The 16,313-nt window shown below is 62.4% G+C and carries 14 protein-coding genes and 2 pseudogenes; all 16 read right to left on the bottom strand.

The genetic code is table 11. From position 1 onward, the window contains the following. Window positions 1-214: 214 nt before the first annotated feature. A complete protein-coding gene (locus tag VNM24_02325) occupies window positions 215-370 on the bottom strand; it encodes a hypothetical protein (protein ID HWQ37434.1) in 156 nt (51 codons plus the stop codon). Next, entirely contained in the window at window positions 367-849 is a 483-nt protein-coding gene (locus tag VNM24_02320) for a DUF4143 domain-containing protein (protein ID HWQ37433.1), read from the bottom strand. Before VNM24_02320 ends, VNM24_02325 begins: the two co-directional genes overlap by 4 nt. 1 nt (window position 850) lies before the next feature. Then, window positions 851-1,285, bottom strand: coding sequence for an AAA family ATPase (locus VNM24_02315; GenBank protein ID HWQ37432.1), 435 nt, complete (start codon window positions 1,283-1,285; stop codon window positions 851-853). Window positions 1,286-1,315: 30 nt separating this feature from the next. Next, on the bottom strand, window positions 1,316-1,504 hold the full coding sequence (locus VNM24_02310) for a hypothetical protein (GenBank protein ID HWQ37431.1): 189 nt from the start codon (window positions 1,502-1,504) through the stop codon (window positions 1,316-1,318). Between the two features lie 144 nt (window positions 1,505-1,648). Beyond that, window positions 1,649-4,969, bottom strand: a complete 3,321-nt coding sequence (locus VNM24_02305) for a DEAD/DEAH box helicase family protein (protein HWQ37430.1) — start codon at window positions 4,967-4,969, stop codon at window positions 1,649-1,651. Window positions 4,970-4,976: 7 nt separating this feature from the next. Then, entirely contained in the window at window positions 4,977-5,174 is a 198-nt protein-coding gene (locus tag VNM24_02300) for a DUF2283 domain-containing protein (GenBank protein ID HWQ37429.1), read from the bottom strand. Next, the gene (locus VNM24_02295) at window positions 5,171-5,443 is read right to left on the bottom strand and encodes a hypothetical protein (GenBank protein HWQ37428.1); all 273 of its coding nucleotides are present in this window, start codon (window positions 5,441-5,443) and stop codon (window positions 5,171-5,173) included. Before VNM24_02295 ends, VNM24_02300 begins: the two co-directional genes overlap by 4 nt. Then, on the bottom strand, window positions 5,440-5,928 hold the full coding sequence (locus VNM24_02290) for a hypothetical protein (protein HWQ37427.1): 489 nt from the start codon (window positions 5,926-5,928) through the stop codon (window positions 5,440-5,442). Before VNM24_02290 ends, VNM24_02295 begins: the two co-directional genes overlap by 4 nt. Before the next feature lie 5 nt (window positions 5,929-5,933). Then, window positions 5,934-7,967, bottom strand: a complete 2,034-nt coding sequence (locus VNM24_02285; GenBank protein ID HWQ37426.1) for a site-specific DNA-methyltransferase — start codon at window positions 7,965-7,967, stop codon at window positions 5,934-5,936. A 13-nt stretch (window positions 7,968-7,980) separates the two neighbouring features. After that, window positions 7,981-9,759: a DUF87 domain-containing protein gene (locus VNM24_02280; protein ID HWQ37425.1), complete on the bottom strand. Its 1,779-nt coding sequence runs from the start codon at window positions 9,757-9,759 to the stop codon at window positions 7,981-7,983. Between the two features lie 4 nt (window positions 9,760-9,763). Beyond that, entirely contained in the window at window positions 9,764-10,948 is a 1,185-nt protein-coding gene (locus tag VNM24_02275) for a DNA double-strand break repair nuclease NurA (protein ID HWQ37424.1), read from the bottom strand. Continuing rightward, window positions 10,933-12,072, bottom strand: coding sequence for a Druantia anti-phage system protein DruA (locus VNM24_02270; protein HWQ37423.1), 1,140 nt, complete (start codon window positions 12,070-12,072; stop codon window positions 10,933-10,935). The genes VNM24_02275 and VNM24_02270 overlap by 16 nt, the downstream gene beginning before the upstream one ends. A 4-nt stretch (window positions 12,073-12,076) precedes the next feature. Further along, window positions 12,077-14,833, bottom strand: coding sequence for an ATP-dependent DNA helicase (locus VNM24_02265; GenBank protein ID HWQ37422.1), 2,757 nt, complete (start codon window positions 14,831-14,833; stop codon window positions 12,077-12,079). 161 nt (window positions 14,834-14,994) lie between these two features. Next, window positions 14,995-15,351 carry a hypothetical protein gene (locus VNM24_02260; GenBank protein HWQ37421.1) on the bottom strand — a complete coding sequence of 119 codons (357 nt, stop codon included), beginning with the start codon at window positions 15,349-15,351 and terminating at the stop codon, window positions 14,995-14,997. A 290-nt stretch (window positions 15,352-15,641) separates the two neighbouring features. After that, a pseudogene (locus VNM24_02255) lies at window positions 15,642-16,064 on the bottom strand (N-6 DNA methylase). 72 nt (window positions 16,065-16,136) lie between these two features. Continuing rightward, window positions 16,137-16,313 (bottom strand): annotated as a pseudogene (locus VNM24_02250) (DUF559 domain-containing protein).

The raw sequence follows: 16,313 nt of genomic DNA, 5'->3' as shown, positions 1-16,313 counted from the left end.
CACCTCAGCCGCGTCAGTACGACATCGGAATAGCTTTCTCCCCCTCCCTCTGAAAGGGACCAGAGGAGGGTATCGCCTTAAGGCGATAGGTCGGGGGCCGCCTACCTGCCGCGCCGCTGCACGGTGCGGCGCAGGCAGGTGAACAATCCCCAGCCGATGGCCTCCAGCCGGGCCAGGGCGGCCTCTTCGACGACCGACTCCGTGAATGGTGCGCTCACAGTGCCTCCCACAATGCGCGGATGGGAACGGCGAACAACGAGTTCCCGAACGATACACTCACTGTGCCGTCGTAGAGCACGACGCCGCAGACGAAGCGTTGGCCGGCGGCATCCTTGAGCTTGCGCAGCCCGCGAAAGTCGGCTGCCGTCACCGTCGCCGCGGCCTTGACCTCGATCCCCGCGACGGCGCGCGCCCCGCGCTCGACCACGATGTCCACCTCGTAGCCGTCGCGGTCACGAAAGTGATGAAACGCGAGGGGATGCTCGTACCGCTCGCCTGCCGCCTGAGTTCCTGGAACACGAAGGTCTCGAGCACCTGGCCCAACAGGGCGCGATCCGCCGTGAGCGTTTTGGCGTCTGCGCCGAGCAGCGCGCACGCGAGACCGGTATCGCCGACATGCAGCTTGGGCGTCTTGATCAGCCGGCTCAAGCGGTTGACGGACCAGGGAGGCAACTCCTCGAGCAGGAAGATGCGCTCAAGCAGAGTCAGGTAATCGCGGATCGTCGGCCGGCTGAGCTGGTACGGCGCAGCCAGGTCGGAGACGTTCAGCAGCCGGGCCGTCTCCACGGCGGCTGCGGCGAGCAGCCGCGGAACCGCGTCGAGCGAGGCGATCCACGCGAGCTCACGCACGTCACGCTGCACGATCGTTTCGACGTACGTCTCGTACCATCGCGCCCGCCGCCGGATAGCCGCCGGCAACGATGCGCTCGGGAAGCGCCGCGCCGAGACGCTCGAACGGGCGCATCGGGAAGCCTTGCCCGAAAAGCCGATCGAGAAAGGATGGGCGTTCACCAGCGAGTTCGCACTGCGCGAGCGGGTGCAGGTGCACGATCGCCATGCGACCGGCCAGCGAATCGCCGAGCTTCGGCAGGAGAAGCACGTTGGTAGAGCCGGTCAGCAGGAAGCGGCCCGGCCGCCGGTCGCGGTCGATCGCCGCCTTGAGCGCGGCGAACAGGTGCGGCACATGCTGCACCTCGTCCAGGATCACGCGCGCCGGCAAATCCGCGACGAAGCCGATCGGATCCGTCGTCGCGGCGCTGCGGATGGCGTCGTCGTCGAAGCTCACGTAGGCGTAGCCTGCGCGCAGGCCAGTGCCCTAGGCGAGCGTCGTCTTGCCGCTCTGGCGGGGGCCGTGGATCAGCACGGCCGGAGCGTCTTCAAGCGCCTCAGCCAGCCGATCCGCGACGAAGCGCGGATAGAAACCCGTGTCCAGCATCGGCTGATTGTAACGTTTGCTGTCGGCTAAGTGCAACCTTGCGGCTCGGCGGATTGCAAGGTTGTCCATCGGCTGATTGCAAGCTCACTCGCCGGCTGAACGCTTGTTTCGTTGTCGGCTGAACGCAAGATCTTCCCTCGGCTGTTCCTAGGTTCCTGTTGACTTGCCAAGGGGCTTTGGCCACCGCACACGACCTTTCCGGAGTCAGCGCACTCACACGGGCCGAAGCACGGTCACGAACTCGGCCACGACTTCCACTGACCCTGCATCTCGGCCCGACAACGTAATCGGCGCATACTCGGGGTTGGTCGGCGATAGCGTGACCTTCGTGTGCCGCCAGCCCCCCTCCTCATCGGATTTCTTCTCCGAGGAGTAACGCTTCACCGTAAACGAGCCGCCAGTCTCGGGATCTGCAGGCCCACGATACTGCGCGAGGACGATCTTTCCCTGCCGCGTGCCGGCAGGCTTCGCCCGGAAGACGAGATAGTCCCCATCCCGAATAATCGGTTCCATCGACTGGCCGACCGCCCGGCACACGAACATCCGCTCGTCCAGCCGCCCGATTCCATCGACTTCGATCCAGCCCTCCGGCTCGACTGCTTCGCCGTTTCCGAAGTATCCAGCTGCTGCCTTGAGTGAGTAGAGGGGAAGCAGCGTTTTGAACGCCTCTCGCTTCACCCGCTCGTCGTCGAGGGAGATCAGGCGGAGCTGCGGCTCGGGGCGAGCCCGAACAAGGGCATCGGCAAGGTCCGCCAATGACCGGGCGCCAGCGGCCAGCGCCGTTTCAAGTTTCCGCTGCTGGACGAACAGGTACCGCCACTGCCCGTACCTGGTGGCGCTCATCTTCTCACACCACAGCCGCGCCGCTTCGCTCTTGAGCGCCGTGTTCGGCCGCACCTCGCCTTTCGTCTCGACGAGCCACATCACCTCCCGCCCGTCCGCCTCGCGAACGGCTACGATGAAGTCGGGATAGTACTGGCGCGGCCGGTTGCTCTCGTAGTACGTGACCGAAAACCCCATCCGCTCGTTCTTGGAGTAGCGTACGACATCTTTGGCGGTATCGAGGAAGTCGGCGAAGCGCTTCTCCAGCTCCGTGTGGCAGGGCACTCTGTTGGTGTGGCAGCGCTTGCCCTCGGCGACGATGCCGGTCCACTGGAAACGCCGCAGGTTCGTCGAGTCGAGCCACTCGGGGTTGCCGAGAATGGGCACCGCTTCGACGCCAGCTGCGCATGCACCACGGATGGCCGTGTCAAGCGCGTCAATCGCCTGCCGCCGCCAGTAGTAGATCGCCACATCGCGCACGTCGCTCCTCAAACCACCGGCCTCCAGCGGCACCACCCGCGACTCAAGGTAGCGACGCGAGACCTCGAGGAGCTCGTCGAAGGTGGGACCGACGCCGAGATCGCCCGCCGAGTCCGGATTCGTTTCGTGGTACAGCTCCTCGGCTGTGAGGAACGCAGTGCGAAGCACCGGCCATTCTCTGCGGACCTCCTCCAAGGTCATCACCGCCTCGGGCGCACCGCCGACGACCGGTCGCACGCGCACGTCTGGCGGCGTCTCCTTCGGGTTGATCCGGATCTGCGGCAGGTCCTCTACCCGAATCAGGTCCGCGAGCGACTCCGTTACGCCGACCGCCCACGAGCGCACGTTCGGCACGGTGATTCGATACCTCTCCTTCTTGGGGTCCGGCTCGATCCAGACGGGCTTGTGCCCCCACTCGCCGGCCTTCGGCCGTTTGCGCTTCTCGACCGGGAAACCGACGAACGGGATCCCGAAGGCGTCCACCGTCTCCTCGCTGCCTTCCGGCCGCTCCTCAAGCGGTTGGTTCAAGACGTCGTAGTTCGTACGACGTAGACCTCGGCCAATAATCTGTTCCGTCAAGAGCGGCGAGTCGAAAGCGCGCAGGCCAAGAATGTGCGTCACGCTCTTCACGTCCCAGCCCTCGGAGAGCATGTTCACGCTGACGATGCAGCGCACGTGCTCGCCGGCCTTTCCCTTCACGCCGACGGTGTTGACCATGTCGCGTAGCACTGCTTCATTGCCCTTGTCGGCGTCGAAGACCTTGGAGTCCACCTGGATCGTGACCCAGCGCGATCGGTCCTCGTCGTCGGGGTTGCGCAGCAGCTCGTACTCGCGCGTCAGGTGCTCGAAGAGCCATGCCGCCCGCTGGGCGCTGTCGGCCACACACAGCAGCACCGGCGCCGGCCCTCGCGCGAACTCCAGTGTACCCGCCCACTCGTCATAGTCCTTTTTCCATGATGAATAGATGCTTGCGATCGCGCCCTTGCAGGCGCGCAAGTACTCCTCTTTGGTCTTCGCCCCCTTCACCAGGTCCCAGAGGTCGAGGTACACCTTCCCGTGCTCGTCCGGGTCGGGCAGGCGCACGACTTTGACCAACCCCGACTCGAAGGCGTCGTAGACCGAGAAGTCCGAGACCAACCACTCGAAAAGCGTCCCCTCGGGCTTCGGGGACCCGGAGCCGTACCACGGCGTCGCCGAGAGATCGATCACCAAGCTCACACGCGCGGCCTTGCTGATGCACTCGAGAATCTTGCTCCACTTGATGTACTCGGGATCCTCGCCCTTCTTCGTCCGCTTCTCGCCATAGACGTGGTGTGCCTCGTCGTTAATCACCACGAGGTCGCGCCAGCCACCGAGCAGCCGCCGGATCGGCGCGTTCGGGTCCTGCCGGGCGCGCCGCTGCATCGCGCGCAGCACCGCCTGCGGGATGAAGCGCCCCTCTTCGAGCGGCACCTCGCCCTCGCCGATCCAGTCCTCGCGTTTGTTCTCAAGGAGGATCCCTTGCCAGTTGCGCACCAGCACGTTCGGATGGAACTCCTCTCGGTACTCGGGCGGTACCATCTCGAAGGCATCGTAGAGATTATGCTCGCCGGCCGGGTCGAGCCCGTCGCCGCGCGGCATGCCGCTCACGCGGTCGCGCACGGTGAGGTTCGGCACCAGCACGAGGAAGTTCGCTGAGAGCGAGGAGCCGCTCACCTTGCGCTTGTGCAGCGTCGCCCAGGTGACGAGGAGCGCCATCACCACGGTCTTGCCGGTGCCGGTGGCAAGCTTGAGCGCGTAGCGCAAGAGGTCATTCGTTCCCGGCATCTTGTAGCGGTTTTTCACCTCGTACAGGTAGATGACCGTCTCGACCGCCTCCTGCTGGCAGAAGAAGAAACGCTTGCCGACCGCCTTGCGCTCTTCATCGCGCTCGAACCACCACTCCAGCAGCCGCCGCGTGACGACCGCCGTGCCCGGCCAGCCGTCCTCACGCCAGGCGCGCACCTTGTCGCGGAGCTGGTTGACGAACTCGTTCTTCTCGGCGGCTGAGGCGGACAGGTCGTCGAAGAGCCCAGCCTCTTTGCCGACCACGCCGGCGATGCCGCCCTTGACATCCTTGGCCGACGCGCGTAAGCGCATCGAGGGCCGGCGCCCCGCGACGCGCCTCGAGCGGCCGCCGGGCAGCAGCTCGTAGTGCGCGTCTGGCTCACGGAAGGCGTCGCAGATGACGACCCGGTCAACGACGTAGGCCATGCGCTGCCTATCCAGTCGTCGCTACCGTCACCGACCGCGGCTCCTCAACGCGCTTGGAGGCGTCCAGGACCTCGATCGAGACGAGGTTGCCCGCTGCGTCATAGTCGAGGATGACACCCGGCTTGTCCTCGTCGCTTTCCGCGATGGGCACGTCGCGAAAAACGATGGTCAAGGTATCGGTTTCAGCGTCATAGGTCACCTTCATGACGTCCTCCAGTACTTATCCAGTTTACTTGAGCGGTAGACTGTGACGACGGTATCCGTTTCGGCGCCCGTGTCCACGACCACCCGGACCACGTACTCCCGGCCTGACTTCGGATCGCCGCGGCGCGCCTGGCGGATCTCCCGTCCGGGTCGCACGGCCATGACCTGCTCGGGCACCGTGGCGATCTCGATAACGGTGGCTTCTTCGACACCGCGCCGTTGCGCGCGCCAGCGTGCATGCGCACTCATGACCACGCGCTTTCCGGTCATGTTGCCAGATCCCGCACGACGACCGACTCGTTGCCGTACACGTCCACGACCTTGACCGCGATGCGCTTGTAGCCGCGAACCGGGAACGGATCGGACGTGAGCTTCAACGTGAACTCGTCGTCCGGCACCTCGACCCCCAGTTTCGAGAGCGCGGGCTTCTTCCGGAAGTCGAAAAACATCTGGCAGTCCACGAAGCAGTCGCCGTCGTAGTCCTCGTCGAGGTACCAGGCCGAGACGTAGCCCGAACCGGCGTGCTTGTACTCCGTGCGCCGGTGCTTGCGATCGAACAGCGCGACCCCCTTGAGGGTCACGCGCACCTGCTTCTCCTTGCCGTTCTTCTCGGTCTTGATCTCGATGTCCGGCAGCGCGAGCGGCGAGAAGAGCATCTCTGGCTGTGTCGCCTTCAGACCCTCGGCGAGCGTGTCCGGGCGGATCATAATGAGTTCCACCTTCACTTTGCCGCGTTTTTCGAGCGCCGACTTCACCTCGCCTACGTTCGCCTCAAAGGCCCAGCCGAGCACATGCACCTCGAGGATGCCTGAGGCGAGCGCGTCCTGGACGGCGTCGTTGATCTCTTGGCGGTGACGCGCCCCGAGAGCGGGCCGACCGAGATCGCGATTTTCTCTTTCTCGTTCTCCGCCACCGCGTGCACGAGCCCGCTCGCGCCCTGGATCGCCGCGTCCTTGCGGTAGAGGCGGCTGATCACTTCGATGTAGTTCTCGAGCTTCGCCGGCTCGCCAATCCCCGGCTCGCGGACGACATAACCTTTCCAGTCCTCGACCGAGTAGCGGCCAAGCGACATCACCTCGAAGGGACCGCAGACGCGGATCGCGTCCTTGTCCACCTCGGGCCGGTCCACGAGCTCGACCTTCTCGGGCTCGAGGTCGTAGGCGAGGCTCTTCAGCGTCACGCGGTTGACGGTCTTGTAAATGAAGTTGCCGGAGACCTTGCCGTTGCGGGTCTTGTAGTGCTCGAAGGTCGCGGAAAGCAGCCGCTGGCGAGCGACGTTGATGGCGACGCGCGAGGTGTCGCAGGTGATCCAGCGGCGCCCAGTCGTTTCCGCACACCATGCGGTCGTGCCCCCTCCGCACGTTGGATCGAAGACCAAGTCACCTGGATCAGTCGTCATATGTATACAGCGCTGGATCGCCTTGGGAGATGTCTGGACGGCATAGACTTTAGGGTCGGCGAACCCACTGATCACAGTGTCATCCCAGATGTTCGAAATCGGGGATACCGGAAAATCATCAGCATAGCGAACGTACGACAGCCGCTTACCCGTAGCCTCGATGCGACGCTTTTCTGCCAAACGTGCCAGTCCCTCAACGCGCGTCTTCCAATGGCTATTTGGCGATGGGTAGTAGGTGACACCTTCAAACTGAAAAGGTTGCGGCTCCTTCGCTTCACCCTGCGCGCTTAGGTCGCTGAGCCGGTAGATGCGCCAGCCCTCGGGAAGTTTTTCAATGTTTTCGATCTCTTCGATCGTCAAACGCCTTCGAAACCCATCCGGCAACTCGACAAACACGTATGCCGAACCTTCATCACTAACTGCCTTTGCTTGGTAAATCCGCCGATACTTGACGGTTTGAACGTCCTTCGCAAACCACACGAGGTAATCACAGACTACTGAAAGTAGAGTGCTGGAGAACCCAGACGTTTTGCGGAAAGCGATTACAGCGAGTTCGTTCTTTGCCCCAAAAACCTCTGCCAGAAGCGCCTTCACAAGATGCAGATTCTCTTGGTTGATCTGGACAAAGAGGCTTCCCGTCTCCGCCAGCAGCTCCCGGCACAGGTACAGCCGCTCCTGCAGATACGACAGGTACGAGTGAATCCCGAGTGCCCACGTGTCGCGAAACGCCTTGATGGTGAGCACGTCGTCGGCCTGGTCGTCGGGATCGTTTTTCGTCGAATCCACACGCTGCTGGAAGTTCGAGTCGTACTTGATGCCGTACGGCGGGTCGATGTAGATCATCTGCACCTTGCCGCGCAGGTTCTCGTAGTGGAGGAGCGACGCCATCACGTGCAGCGAATCGCCGCAGATGAGCTTGTTCTTCCAGCCCTCCTCGTGCGTGTAGAACTCGACGCGCTTGGTTCGGTCGCTCTCGCGAAGCTGCTTCTCGAGGTCGGCGAAGAGGTGCCCCTGCCGCGCCGCGCCCGACTTCTCCTCGGCGACCTTCCGCGCCCGCTCGATGATCTGCGCGATGCGCGACTCGGAGACGATCTCGTTCCGCTGGAGCGGCAGCACCGGCACCTCGCGCTTGTTACGCTTTCCCGCCCAGAAGAGCACCGGATCGGCCGCTGGGTCCATGTCCACGACCACCGGCCGCTCGTCACCGTCGGGCAGCTTGCCAACGACGACGGCCTTGCTCCAGCCGTTGTCCATCGGCAGCGTCACGACCTGCTCGTCGGCTGGCAGCAGCGGCGTGTGCCCGGTCTCGGGCGTGCGCGGCTCCTTGATCTCGTCGTAGGTGTAGCGGGTGACCTTCTTCTCGACTTTCGGACCGTTGCTCTTTTTCCGTGCCATGTACCGATCCCTCTCAGCTACTCAAATCGTTCGCGTCGAGAAACGCCTCGACGGTGTTGAAGGCGTTCAGGAACAGGGGGCTCCCCGAGAAAGAAAGCGGGCTGACTGGTCCGATGGTCATGAACGAGTACTGCCGGCTCTTGGCGTCGAACGCCGAGTGCGGGTCGCGGAAGAGCTGGTAGAGATCGAGCGCCGTGCCGGACGAGCCGACGAGCTGCTTCAGGGACTGAAACTCCTGCCCGAGCGCCAGCCCGAACCCGAAGAAAAAGATGCGGAGCTGCTGGAGGATCTCGGGGTGCAAGCTTGACAGCGTCTGGCTGATGAACAGCCACCCGAGGCCGTACTTGCGCGTCGTCCGGGCAGCGTCGATCAGGACCGACCGCACGCCTTTTGCCGCGTCATCATCGCTCGTCAGCTCTCGGGGAGCCAGACGATGTGCCTCGTCTATCACGACGAGCGCATTGAGGCTCTGACCTTCCTTGTAGAAGTACTCGGCGGTCTGGGCAAGTCCGTCGAGCAGCCGCTTGATGACGAGTGACTGAATTTTGTCGTTCCAGAACAAGCCTTTCGCCTGTTCTTTGGAAAGATCGATCACCAGGATCGGCCGGTTGTCACGGGCGGAGCCGTCGTCGTTGGTCAGCGACAAGAGCCAAGCGAGCGCTTTGTTGATGCTCTTCGCCCCCTGCCGGTCCTCGCGAAACAGCTCCGCCACCGGCCCCCAGTAGTCGTTGAAAAACTCTTCGGGATCGGCTTCATGCAGCGCGGTGTCGAAGCGGGCGCGCGATGCCTCGGTCCGGTAGAAAACCTTTTGGACCTTGTCATCCTGCAGCAGTTTCCAGGCGGCGTCGAAGGACTTACGTTGATGCAGCTCGGCGAGCTTGATCTTGCCTTTCTGCAGCTTGTCCGAGAGAATCCCGCAGGCGAGTTCGCGGTTCTCCCCCTTGGGCACGGTCAGCCGCTCGAAGAACTGCGACTCGAACAGGATCTGCTCGAAGAGTTCCCAGCGGTCGAGCACGAGATTGCGAATGGTGAGGGTAACGGGCTGCTTCCCGAGCTTGCGAGCGACATCACCTACGGGCAGCGCAAATTCGCCGCTCGTGCCCCCCTTCTTCATGTCCCGCGCGAACTCGCCCTGCGGGTCGATCACGAGCAGCGCCATCTTCGGGTACCTCGCGTAAGCGAGCAGAATCATCTTCGCGAGCACCGACTTGCCTGAGCCGGTCTTGCCGAAGATGCCGAGGTGGTACGCCTCGCCGGCGCCGTCCGGCCCGCTGTCGAAGTGCTTGAACCAGAGTGGTAACCGTGGCTTCGATCCGTAGACATGGCCAAGGTAGAAAATCTGGTCGCGGTACGGGCGCAGCAGTTCGTCGAGCACTTCGTCGGTGACCAGATGGATCGGGGTTCCGGTCGCAGGGACCGTCCCCAGGATGCTGGGCTCGTAGCCCGCGGGACCGCCTTTCCTGAAGACCGCGCTGATCACCATCTGCCCGAGATGCGTGTCCTGGCGCTCGCTGACCGCATCCACCCGCCCCCGCTGGCGGATCAGGCTGCGCATCGTCGGATCCTCGTGCCAGATGTTGCGCAGTTGCACCTCGGTGATCTGCCCGAGCGCGTAGTGGGGGTTGGTGTCCTGGGAAAAGCGGAACAGCGCCAGCTCACCCACCAGCTTTCGCATGACCGCGGAGCCGAGGATGTCGAGCGCGAGCTGGGCGGTAGACGACGGCGACCCGACGACGCCGAGCCGCTCCGTTTCGTTGATGATTTTCTCCAGATCCTTGTCGGCTGCGGCCATGCTCCTACCTCCCTGCCTCGCTCCGGTAGCCATGCATCGCAAAGAACACTTCGCCGATATCCCCACCGTACTTCTCAGAGATCTGTTGGGTTGTGACTTGTCGGAACGCCGGGATCGCCCGCGCCAGCGCCTTGACCGTGCGGTCGGCGAGGTAGATCGGGTATGGCTCAAGCATAGACGGCGTAGCACTCTGGTGCTTCAGGCCCTGGACGACGGTGGCCAGCCGGTGGGTGTTGTCGGTGATGCTGGCTGCGGCCTCGACACGGAGCGCCGGCAGCCACTCCTGCGGCTTGTAGTAGAAGACGTGCACGCTACCGAGGGCCGAGACGATCTCGTCGGCGAGGGGGTTTGCCTCTCGTCTGATCTCGGCCGGCAGGCTGCCCGTGTTCAGATGCCAGGTGATGTTGCCCTGCGCGTCGCGCGGATGCTCGAGGGGCATCGGCTTGGTCAGTTCACCCGGGTTGAGCAGCAGCGTGAGCATGCCCCGGTCGTCGTGGCCGGACGGCCAGCCCAGTGCCGTGCCGATCTCCCGCCGGGTCGAGTACTTGGGCAAGGCAACATGTTGCTTGTCCGACCGCTCCGAGCGCAAGAGCGTGAGATAAGCGCGCAGATACTCGGCGCAGTGTCCGAGGAACTCCTGCGAGCAGCGCAAATCCTTCGCCTCTGGTGCCTTGTTCAGCGCCTGGTTGAAGTAGATGACCGGCAGGGTCAGGGTGCCGTCGAGCATCACTACGTCGTGCGGCGCGTTCGTGGCCAAGCGAAGCTCTTCGCCGAGCATCACGGCACGCAGCACGGTTGCCGTGTCCTCCTGGTGCGGCTCGGCGGCAATGAACGTCTTATGTCGCGGCAGGTCCCAATGCCGTTTCTCAGACGGCGGCGTCAGCCCCTCGACCGCCACCGCGGCGGCGGCAGCGAGATCCGTGGTCAGCAGTCGTTCGATGGCGTACGAGCCGTCGGCGGCGCAGGTGGTGGGCAGCGGCGGGTAGCCGAGCGAGGATTCGGAGATCACCCGCCCGGACTTGAGCAGCTGCTCGCGCAGCGCACCGCGGTCTGCGCGGATCTTCTGGAACGACGCGAGCAGGCTGTCGGCGACCGCCTTAGTCTGCCCGAGCACCTCCTCGACCAGCGCCGCCGGCAGGTCTGAGAACGGGGTTTGCTCGTTCGTGCCGGCGCTCATCTGCGATTCCACAATCGGTAGCTCTCCGGCTCGAAGCTGCGGTAACTGTCGTCGCGCATCGCTCGCGGTAGCAACCACCGCTCTCGAAACCAGGCGAAGAGCTCCGATGCCCTGCGGCGGTAGGCATAGAGCCGCTGATGCTCATTAATTAAAAATTCTCGCGTGTTGCTGGCCAGTGGAGCAAGGAAAATCTCTCTCTGCACGCCATGATAGACCAGTTCGCGGGACAACCCAAGAAGCGGGAGCGCCTTGCGGAGCAGTTCGCGCCGGTTTCGGAATCCTTCACCCCACCGCTTGTGCTTCGCTGTGGCCTCGCAGTGGGCAAGCGCCAATCGCTGCAGGTCATGATAGAGGCCGTTGATGAAGTGAAATTCCCCAAATCCCTGCGTGAAGCCAACCGATGAGAACACAGGGGTTCCTCGATACACCAACCGGTTGTAGAGGGACGACCGTCCGAGCGCCGACGTGGTCGTGAGAAGAGCCAGGCGTCCATCCAAACGCTGCCGACGAATATACGATCGCTGCCCTCCATATTTCCGCCGGAACGCCTGCTGCACCTCCCAACTTGTGGCGAGGAGGGCGATGAGCTTGCCGCACAGGAGCTGCGAATAGGGCGGCACGGCACCTAGGATGAAGAGGTCCATGACATGTTGCAGACGGCGTCGCTTCGCCTCGTGCGACCAACCAATCCAGCGGTCCCTTGGTCCCAAGGCAAAGACGGGGTCTCCGAGACCGAACAGACCAATGAGTTTCCCGTTTGAATCGTCAAACACGAGAAACCGCAACCGGCGGCCATATCCTGACGAGACTGGGACTGTCCAGTGAAGGCGGCAGTACCGGAAGAGCCGTTCCTCTTCCGAATCCGGCAGGACTTGGACAAGCCGGGGTTGAATGGCTTCGGGATTGACTTCGTACCCTGATGCGATGAACGACAAGAGCCGTGCCTCATGCCGTTCAAGGCCTTCACGTGACCGCTCCATCGTATGGAGCACAGCCTTAGCATGGAGTGTTCGAAGAAAGGCCTTATCCTGTCCATCAGGCACGACAAGACGCCCGTCTTGCATCCCAAAACCCTGCTCTCTCAGAGCGCGAAGGATGCGCTGGCGCAGCTTCTGCCGATCCTGCATCAGGTCCATCCGCTTACCGGTTACACTCCCCCTGCCCTGCGGTACACAGGCCTAGGTAGTCACATTTGCGGCATTTGGCAGGCGTGGGCGCAGCGGGCATGTGGCTCTGGTGAAGCGCGCGTGCCGCGTCACGCACCTTCCTCTTCACATCCTCGATGAAATCGTCATCCACCGAACGGGGCTTCCGCTTCCGTTCGTCCAGCTCATAAATCTCCACGTAGTCAGCGCGGCGCCCTGTCAATTCCTCATACCCCAGTGCATAGATGTGGAGCTGTGTTTCGGTGACCTCTTCGGGCTGGGCGCGGTCGGTGGACTTGAGGTCTACGATTGTCGTCTCGCCGGTGTCAATCCGACGCACCAGGTCGACCCGCCCGTTCACGGTGACGCCGTCGCCGAGGTTGATCTCGATCTGCTTCTCTGAGAATTCGATCTTGTCAAACAGGGCCTTATTGTCGTGGACATAGTCACGCAACACTTTTTCGGCAGCCGCTTCGAGCTTTTCCTTGAGAGCCGGATACGCATAGGGGGTGTGCAAGTGAGTCTTCACGAGATCACGGGCCTCGCCTTCGGACACGTGGTCGCCTCTGGTGGCACAGGCGTGAACCTCGGCGAGCGCGTTGTGCAGCGAGCGACCGTACCCGAGGGCCTCGTGAATCGGCGCATTGAAGCCATAGAGAATGCGCAACTTGAACTGATAGGGACACTCAAAGAAGTATTTCAGGTCAGAGAAGGAAAAGACAACGTTCGAGACGCCTTTGCGTGGCGTGGGCGGTAGGCGATGGCGTTGAGAGTAGTCCTGGGAACGGCGTTTGACGAACTTCGAAACTAGCACGTCATCCCAGAACACCGACTTGGTTTGGAAGAGCTGATTGCCCGGAATTGGTGCGTACGTCAGATGGAGGAACTTCTGGCTCCTCGTCATGGCGACGTAGAAGAGGCGGCGCTCATCCTCGATGGTACCTTCATAGCGAGGCTGACCTTTGACGGCAGCCCTAGGAATGAGATGCCAGGCGTTGCGACCGCCTTGCTTCTTGGAGGGAAAGCGATTCTTCAGGAGTGCCGGAACAAACACCACCGGCCACTGCATGCCCTTGGCCTGGTGAACCGTCATGATGCGGACTGCATCGGGGTTCGCGTATTGGTTGTCCTGCCACCCTTCTGGGTAGGCATCTTCCGCCTGAAATTCGAGGAAGTTAGCGAACGATTTGTACTTTTCCTTGGGCTCGGAGTGGTAATGGATCGTCTCAAAGTCGGAGATCAGCTGACTGAACTTACCGAGGTTGTAAAACACAATCTCGCCCCGGCCGTAGGGGACTTTCTCCTCACGAACACCAGCCTCCTCCAGGAACGTTTGGAAGGTGCGCTGAATAGAGTAGAAACCAAAACGCTCAGTTGGGTTGTCGAACTGCGCACGTGAACTTGCCGCTGTGGCGATGGCACGCCGGACATCGGCGGTGGTGAGGCCTAAGCCGGCGTTAAGCCAGGTGCGCTCGAGCCCGGCGGCGTCAACGCCAGGCCGGCTTACCATGAAATAGAACAATTGCCTTGCAGCTTCTGCCTCGGTGGTGCCGAAGAGGTTGTTCATGCCGACAACGAGGTAAGGAATTTGGGCCTGGTCAAGGGCGTGGGTAATGGGTTCGGCGTTGGCGCGGACACTACGAAGGAGAATCGCGATATCCGACCACGAGATCCCTCGCATGTGGTTCGGATCTTCTTTTGTGGGCTCCTTGATCGCGACACCGCGAAGCGCCTGGATGGTCTGGGCAATGTACGTGGCTTCTTGATCGGGTGTGTTGAAGGAGAGCGCGACGATGTCGCCCGGCTCATAGGTCTGGGCATCGGTGGGCCGCATCTTCTTGGGCAACCGTTCGGAGTTCTGCTCAATAAACGGCCTGGCAGTTTCAACGATGCCCTGACTTGAGCGGAAATTGTCCTCCAGCCGGAGCTGCGTCACCTTTGTGTAGCGTCTCTGAAAAGTCAGAATGTTCTGCACATCACTGCCGCGCCATTGGTAGATGGTTTGGTCGTCATCACCGACAACACAGACCTGAGCCCCAAGTTCATGGAGTGACCAGACCATGGCTTCCTGAATAGGGTTCACATCCTGATACTCATCCACGATGATGTGCTTGATCCGCGCAGCCAGCCGTTTGCGGATTTCGGGCTCATTGGTCAGCACATCCACGGCTGTTTCCATGATGGCGGAGTAGTCGAAATACCGCGATTCATTCAGCAGGTCGCGGTAGGAGCTCAGACCAGTGACGACAGAACAGCCAGCGAGGGCCTTCTCGTCTATGTCAGCCTCGCGAAGGATGCTCATGGCGGCGAGATAGTGAGGGGTGTCTTTGTATCGCTCGAGCTTGCGCCCAGTGAGATCGGTGGAAGTCGTAAAGCCGCTCTTATTGCTGTGCCGGTCGATAAACAGTGACTGCTGCACCTCGTTCAATACGTCGTACTTGAGATACTTCGGGACTTCGGCTTTGAGCAAATCCAGGCAGAAGGCATGGATAGTGCCGATGTACATCTCCGCCATACCGTTCACGCTGCCAAGCTCCTCACGGCACCGATTGAAGATGCGTTCTTTGAGTTCTGCTGCGGCCTTGTCTGTGAACGTGAAGGCCACGATGTTGGCGGGCTTGAGTCCGTTTTTGAGCAGCGCTGCCACCCGACGGGCGACAACCTCGGTCTTTCCTGATCCCGCACAGGCGATGAGCTGTAAGTTTCCCGCGTGGTGGCCGATGGCTTGAAGCTGCGCAGGAGTGAAATTCATATGACGACGCAAGCTTCCTAGAGGCTTGTCAGTACGCCGGGCAAGATACTTACTGATCCGTGAGCAATCAAACGATTGCGCAAATCAGATGCCACCGCATAAATGCCAGCTCTTACCAGCGACCTGAGTCATGTTCTGATCCGTTCCGTCCTCAAGCGGAATCAGCTGTCGCTGACCCCGCCCGCCGCCAACAGCTGGGCCACCCGGCCAATCACCGCTTCCAGCGCACCATCCCTCGCCGCCTCCGGCACGTCCCAACTCATGCTGTCCAGCACGTCCCCGCTTTCCACCAGCAGCACATCAACGCCCACAAGCCACGCGGGATCGCCCCTCTCCGACGAGAGCCGCCGCACCGGCTGTATTGGCGCCCGCTCGCGTTCTAGCGCTTCCCGTAGACTCGGCGTCAGCGGCACCACCCGCCCGTTCCGCCGCGCCACCGCCTCGACCACCGCATGCCCCAGCTGGCGCTCCCAGCGCTCCCGATCCGCCGCCAACCCGTCCCACGGCACGATCCCCACGACGAGCTGCTTGGGCCAACGATCCGCCGGCACCACCGGCTGCCGCTTCAGCCGCTCCCACGCTTCAGCCGAGACGCGCTCGGTCCGGCCGTCGATCTGCTTGACCGGCCCTATACCCCCAATTCGATGGTCGCATCGCCCGCCTCATTGCCCAGCCATGTGAGCCGATCGAGCCGCAGACTCTTGCGGCCATCCGGCTCGACCGGATAGCGCACCGGGATCGCTCCGGCCACCGAATCCCAGTGCTCGCCGCCTGGCTGCCGTGCTACGCTCGGCGCAGGCAGGCCCCCGTCGCTCACGTTGAACGGCGGATTGGCCAGGATGAAGTCGGCCTTGAGGTCGGGGTGGCGGTCGTTGTGGAAGGTGTCGCCGTGCGCAATCTGGCCGTCAATGCCGCGGATGGCGAGGTTCATCTTGGCCAGCCGCCAGGTCGTGTAGTTCGACTCCTGGCCATAGATGGAGATGTCGGCGCGCGCTCTACCGCCATTGCCATTGCCGCTGCCATGCGCGCGGATGAACTCGACAGACTGAACGAACATGCCGGCAGAGCCGCAACAGGGATCGCGGACGCGGCCGTGGTAGGGTTCAAGCATCGCGATGAGGAGCTTGACCACGCAGCGCAGGGTGTAGTACTCACCGCCCTTCTTGCCCTCGGCGCTCGCGAACATGGACAGGAAATACTCGTAAGCCCGTCCAAGAACATCCAAAGACCTGGCTCGCATTTCCTGTCCACCCTCACCCCCGGCCCCTCTCCCAGAGGGAGAAGGGCAAAGGTGTGAGGCGATTTCCTTCAGAACGGCTTCGGTGTCGTTGAGAATCCTCGCATTCGTCAAGCGGAGAACTCTCAGTCCCTGAGAGCGAAGATAGGCGTCGCGCTTAAAATCGTGTTTGACGCGGCGCTGCTCGCTGTGGGGGCCGCCGTCGCACTCGACGACAAGTCTGGCGTCGTGACAATAGAAGTC

It is taken from the genome of Burkholderiales bacterium (assembly GCA_035560005.1).
Taxonomy (GTDB): Bacteria; Pseudomonadota; Gammaproteobacteria; order Burkholderiales; family Eutrophovitaceae; genus DASRFY01.
The sequence above is the reverse complement of the archived record's forward strand: the minus strand, read 5'-3'. Positions and strand labels throughout refer to the sequence as shown.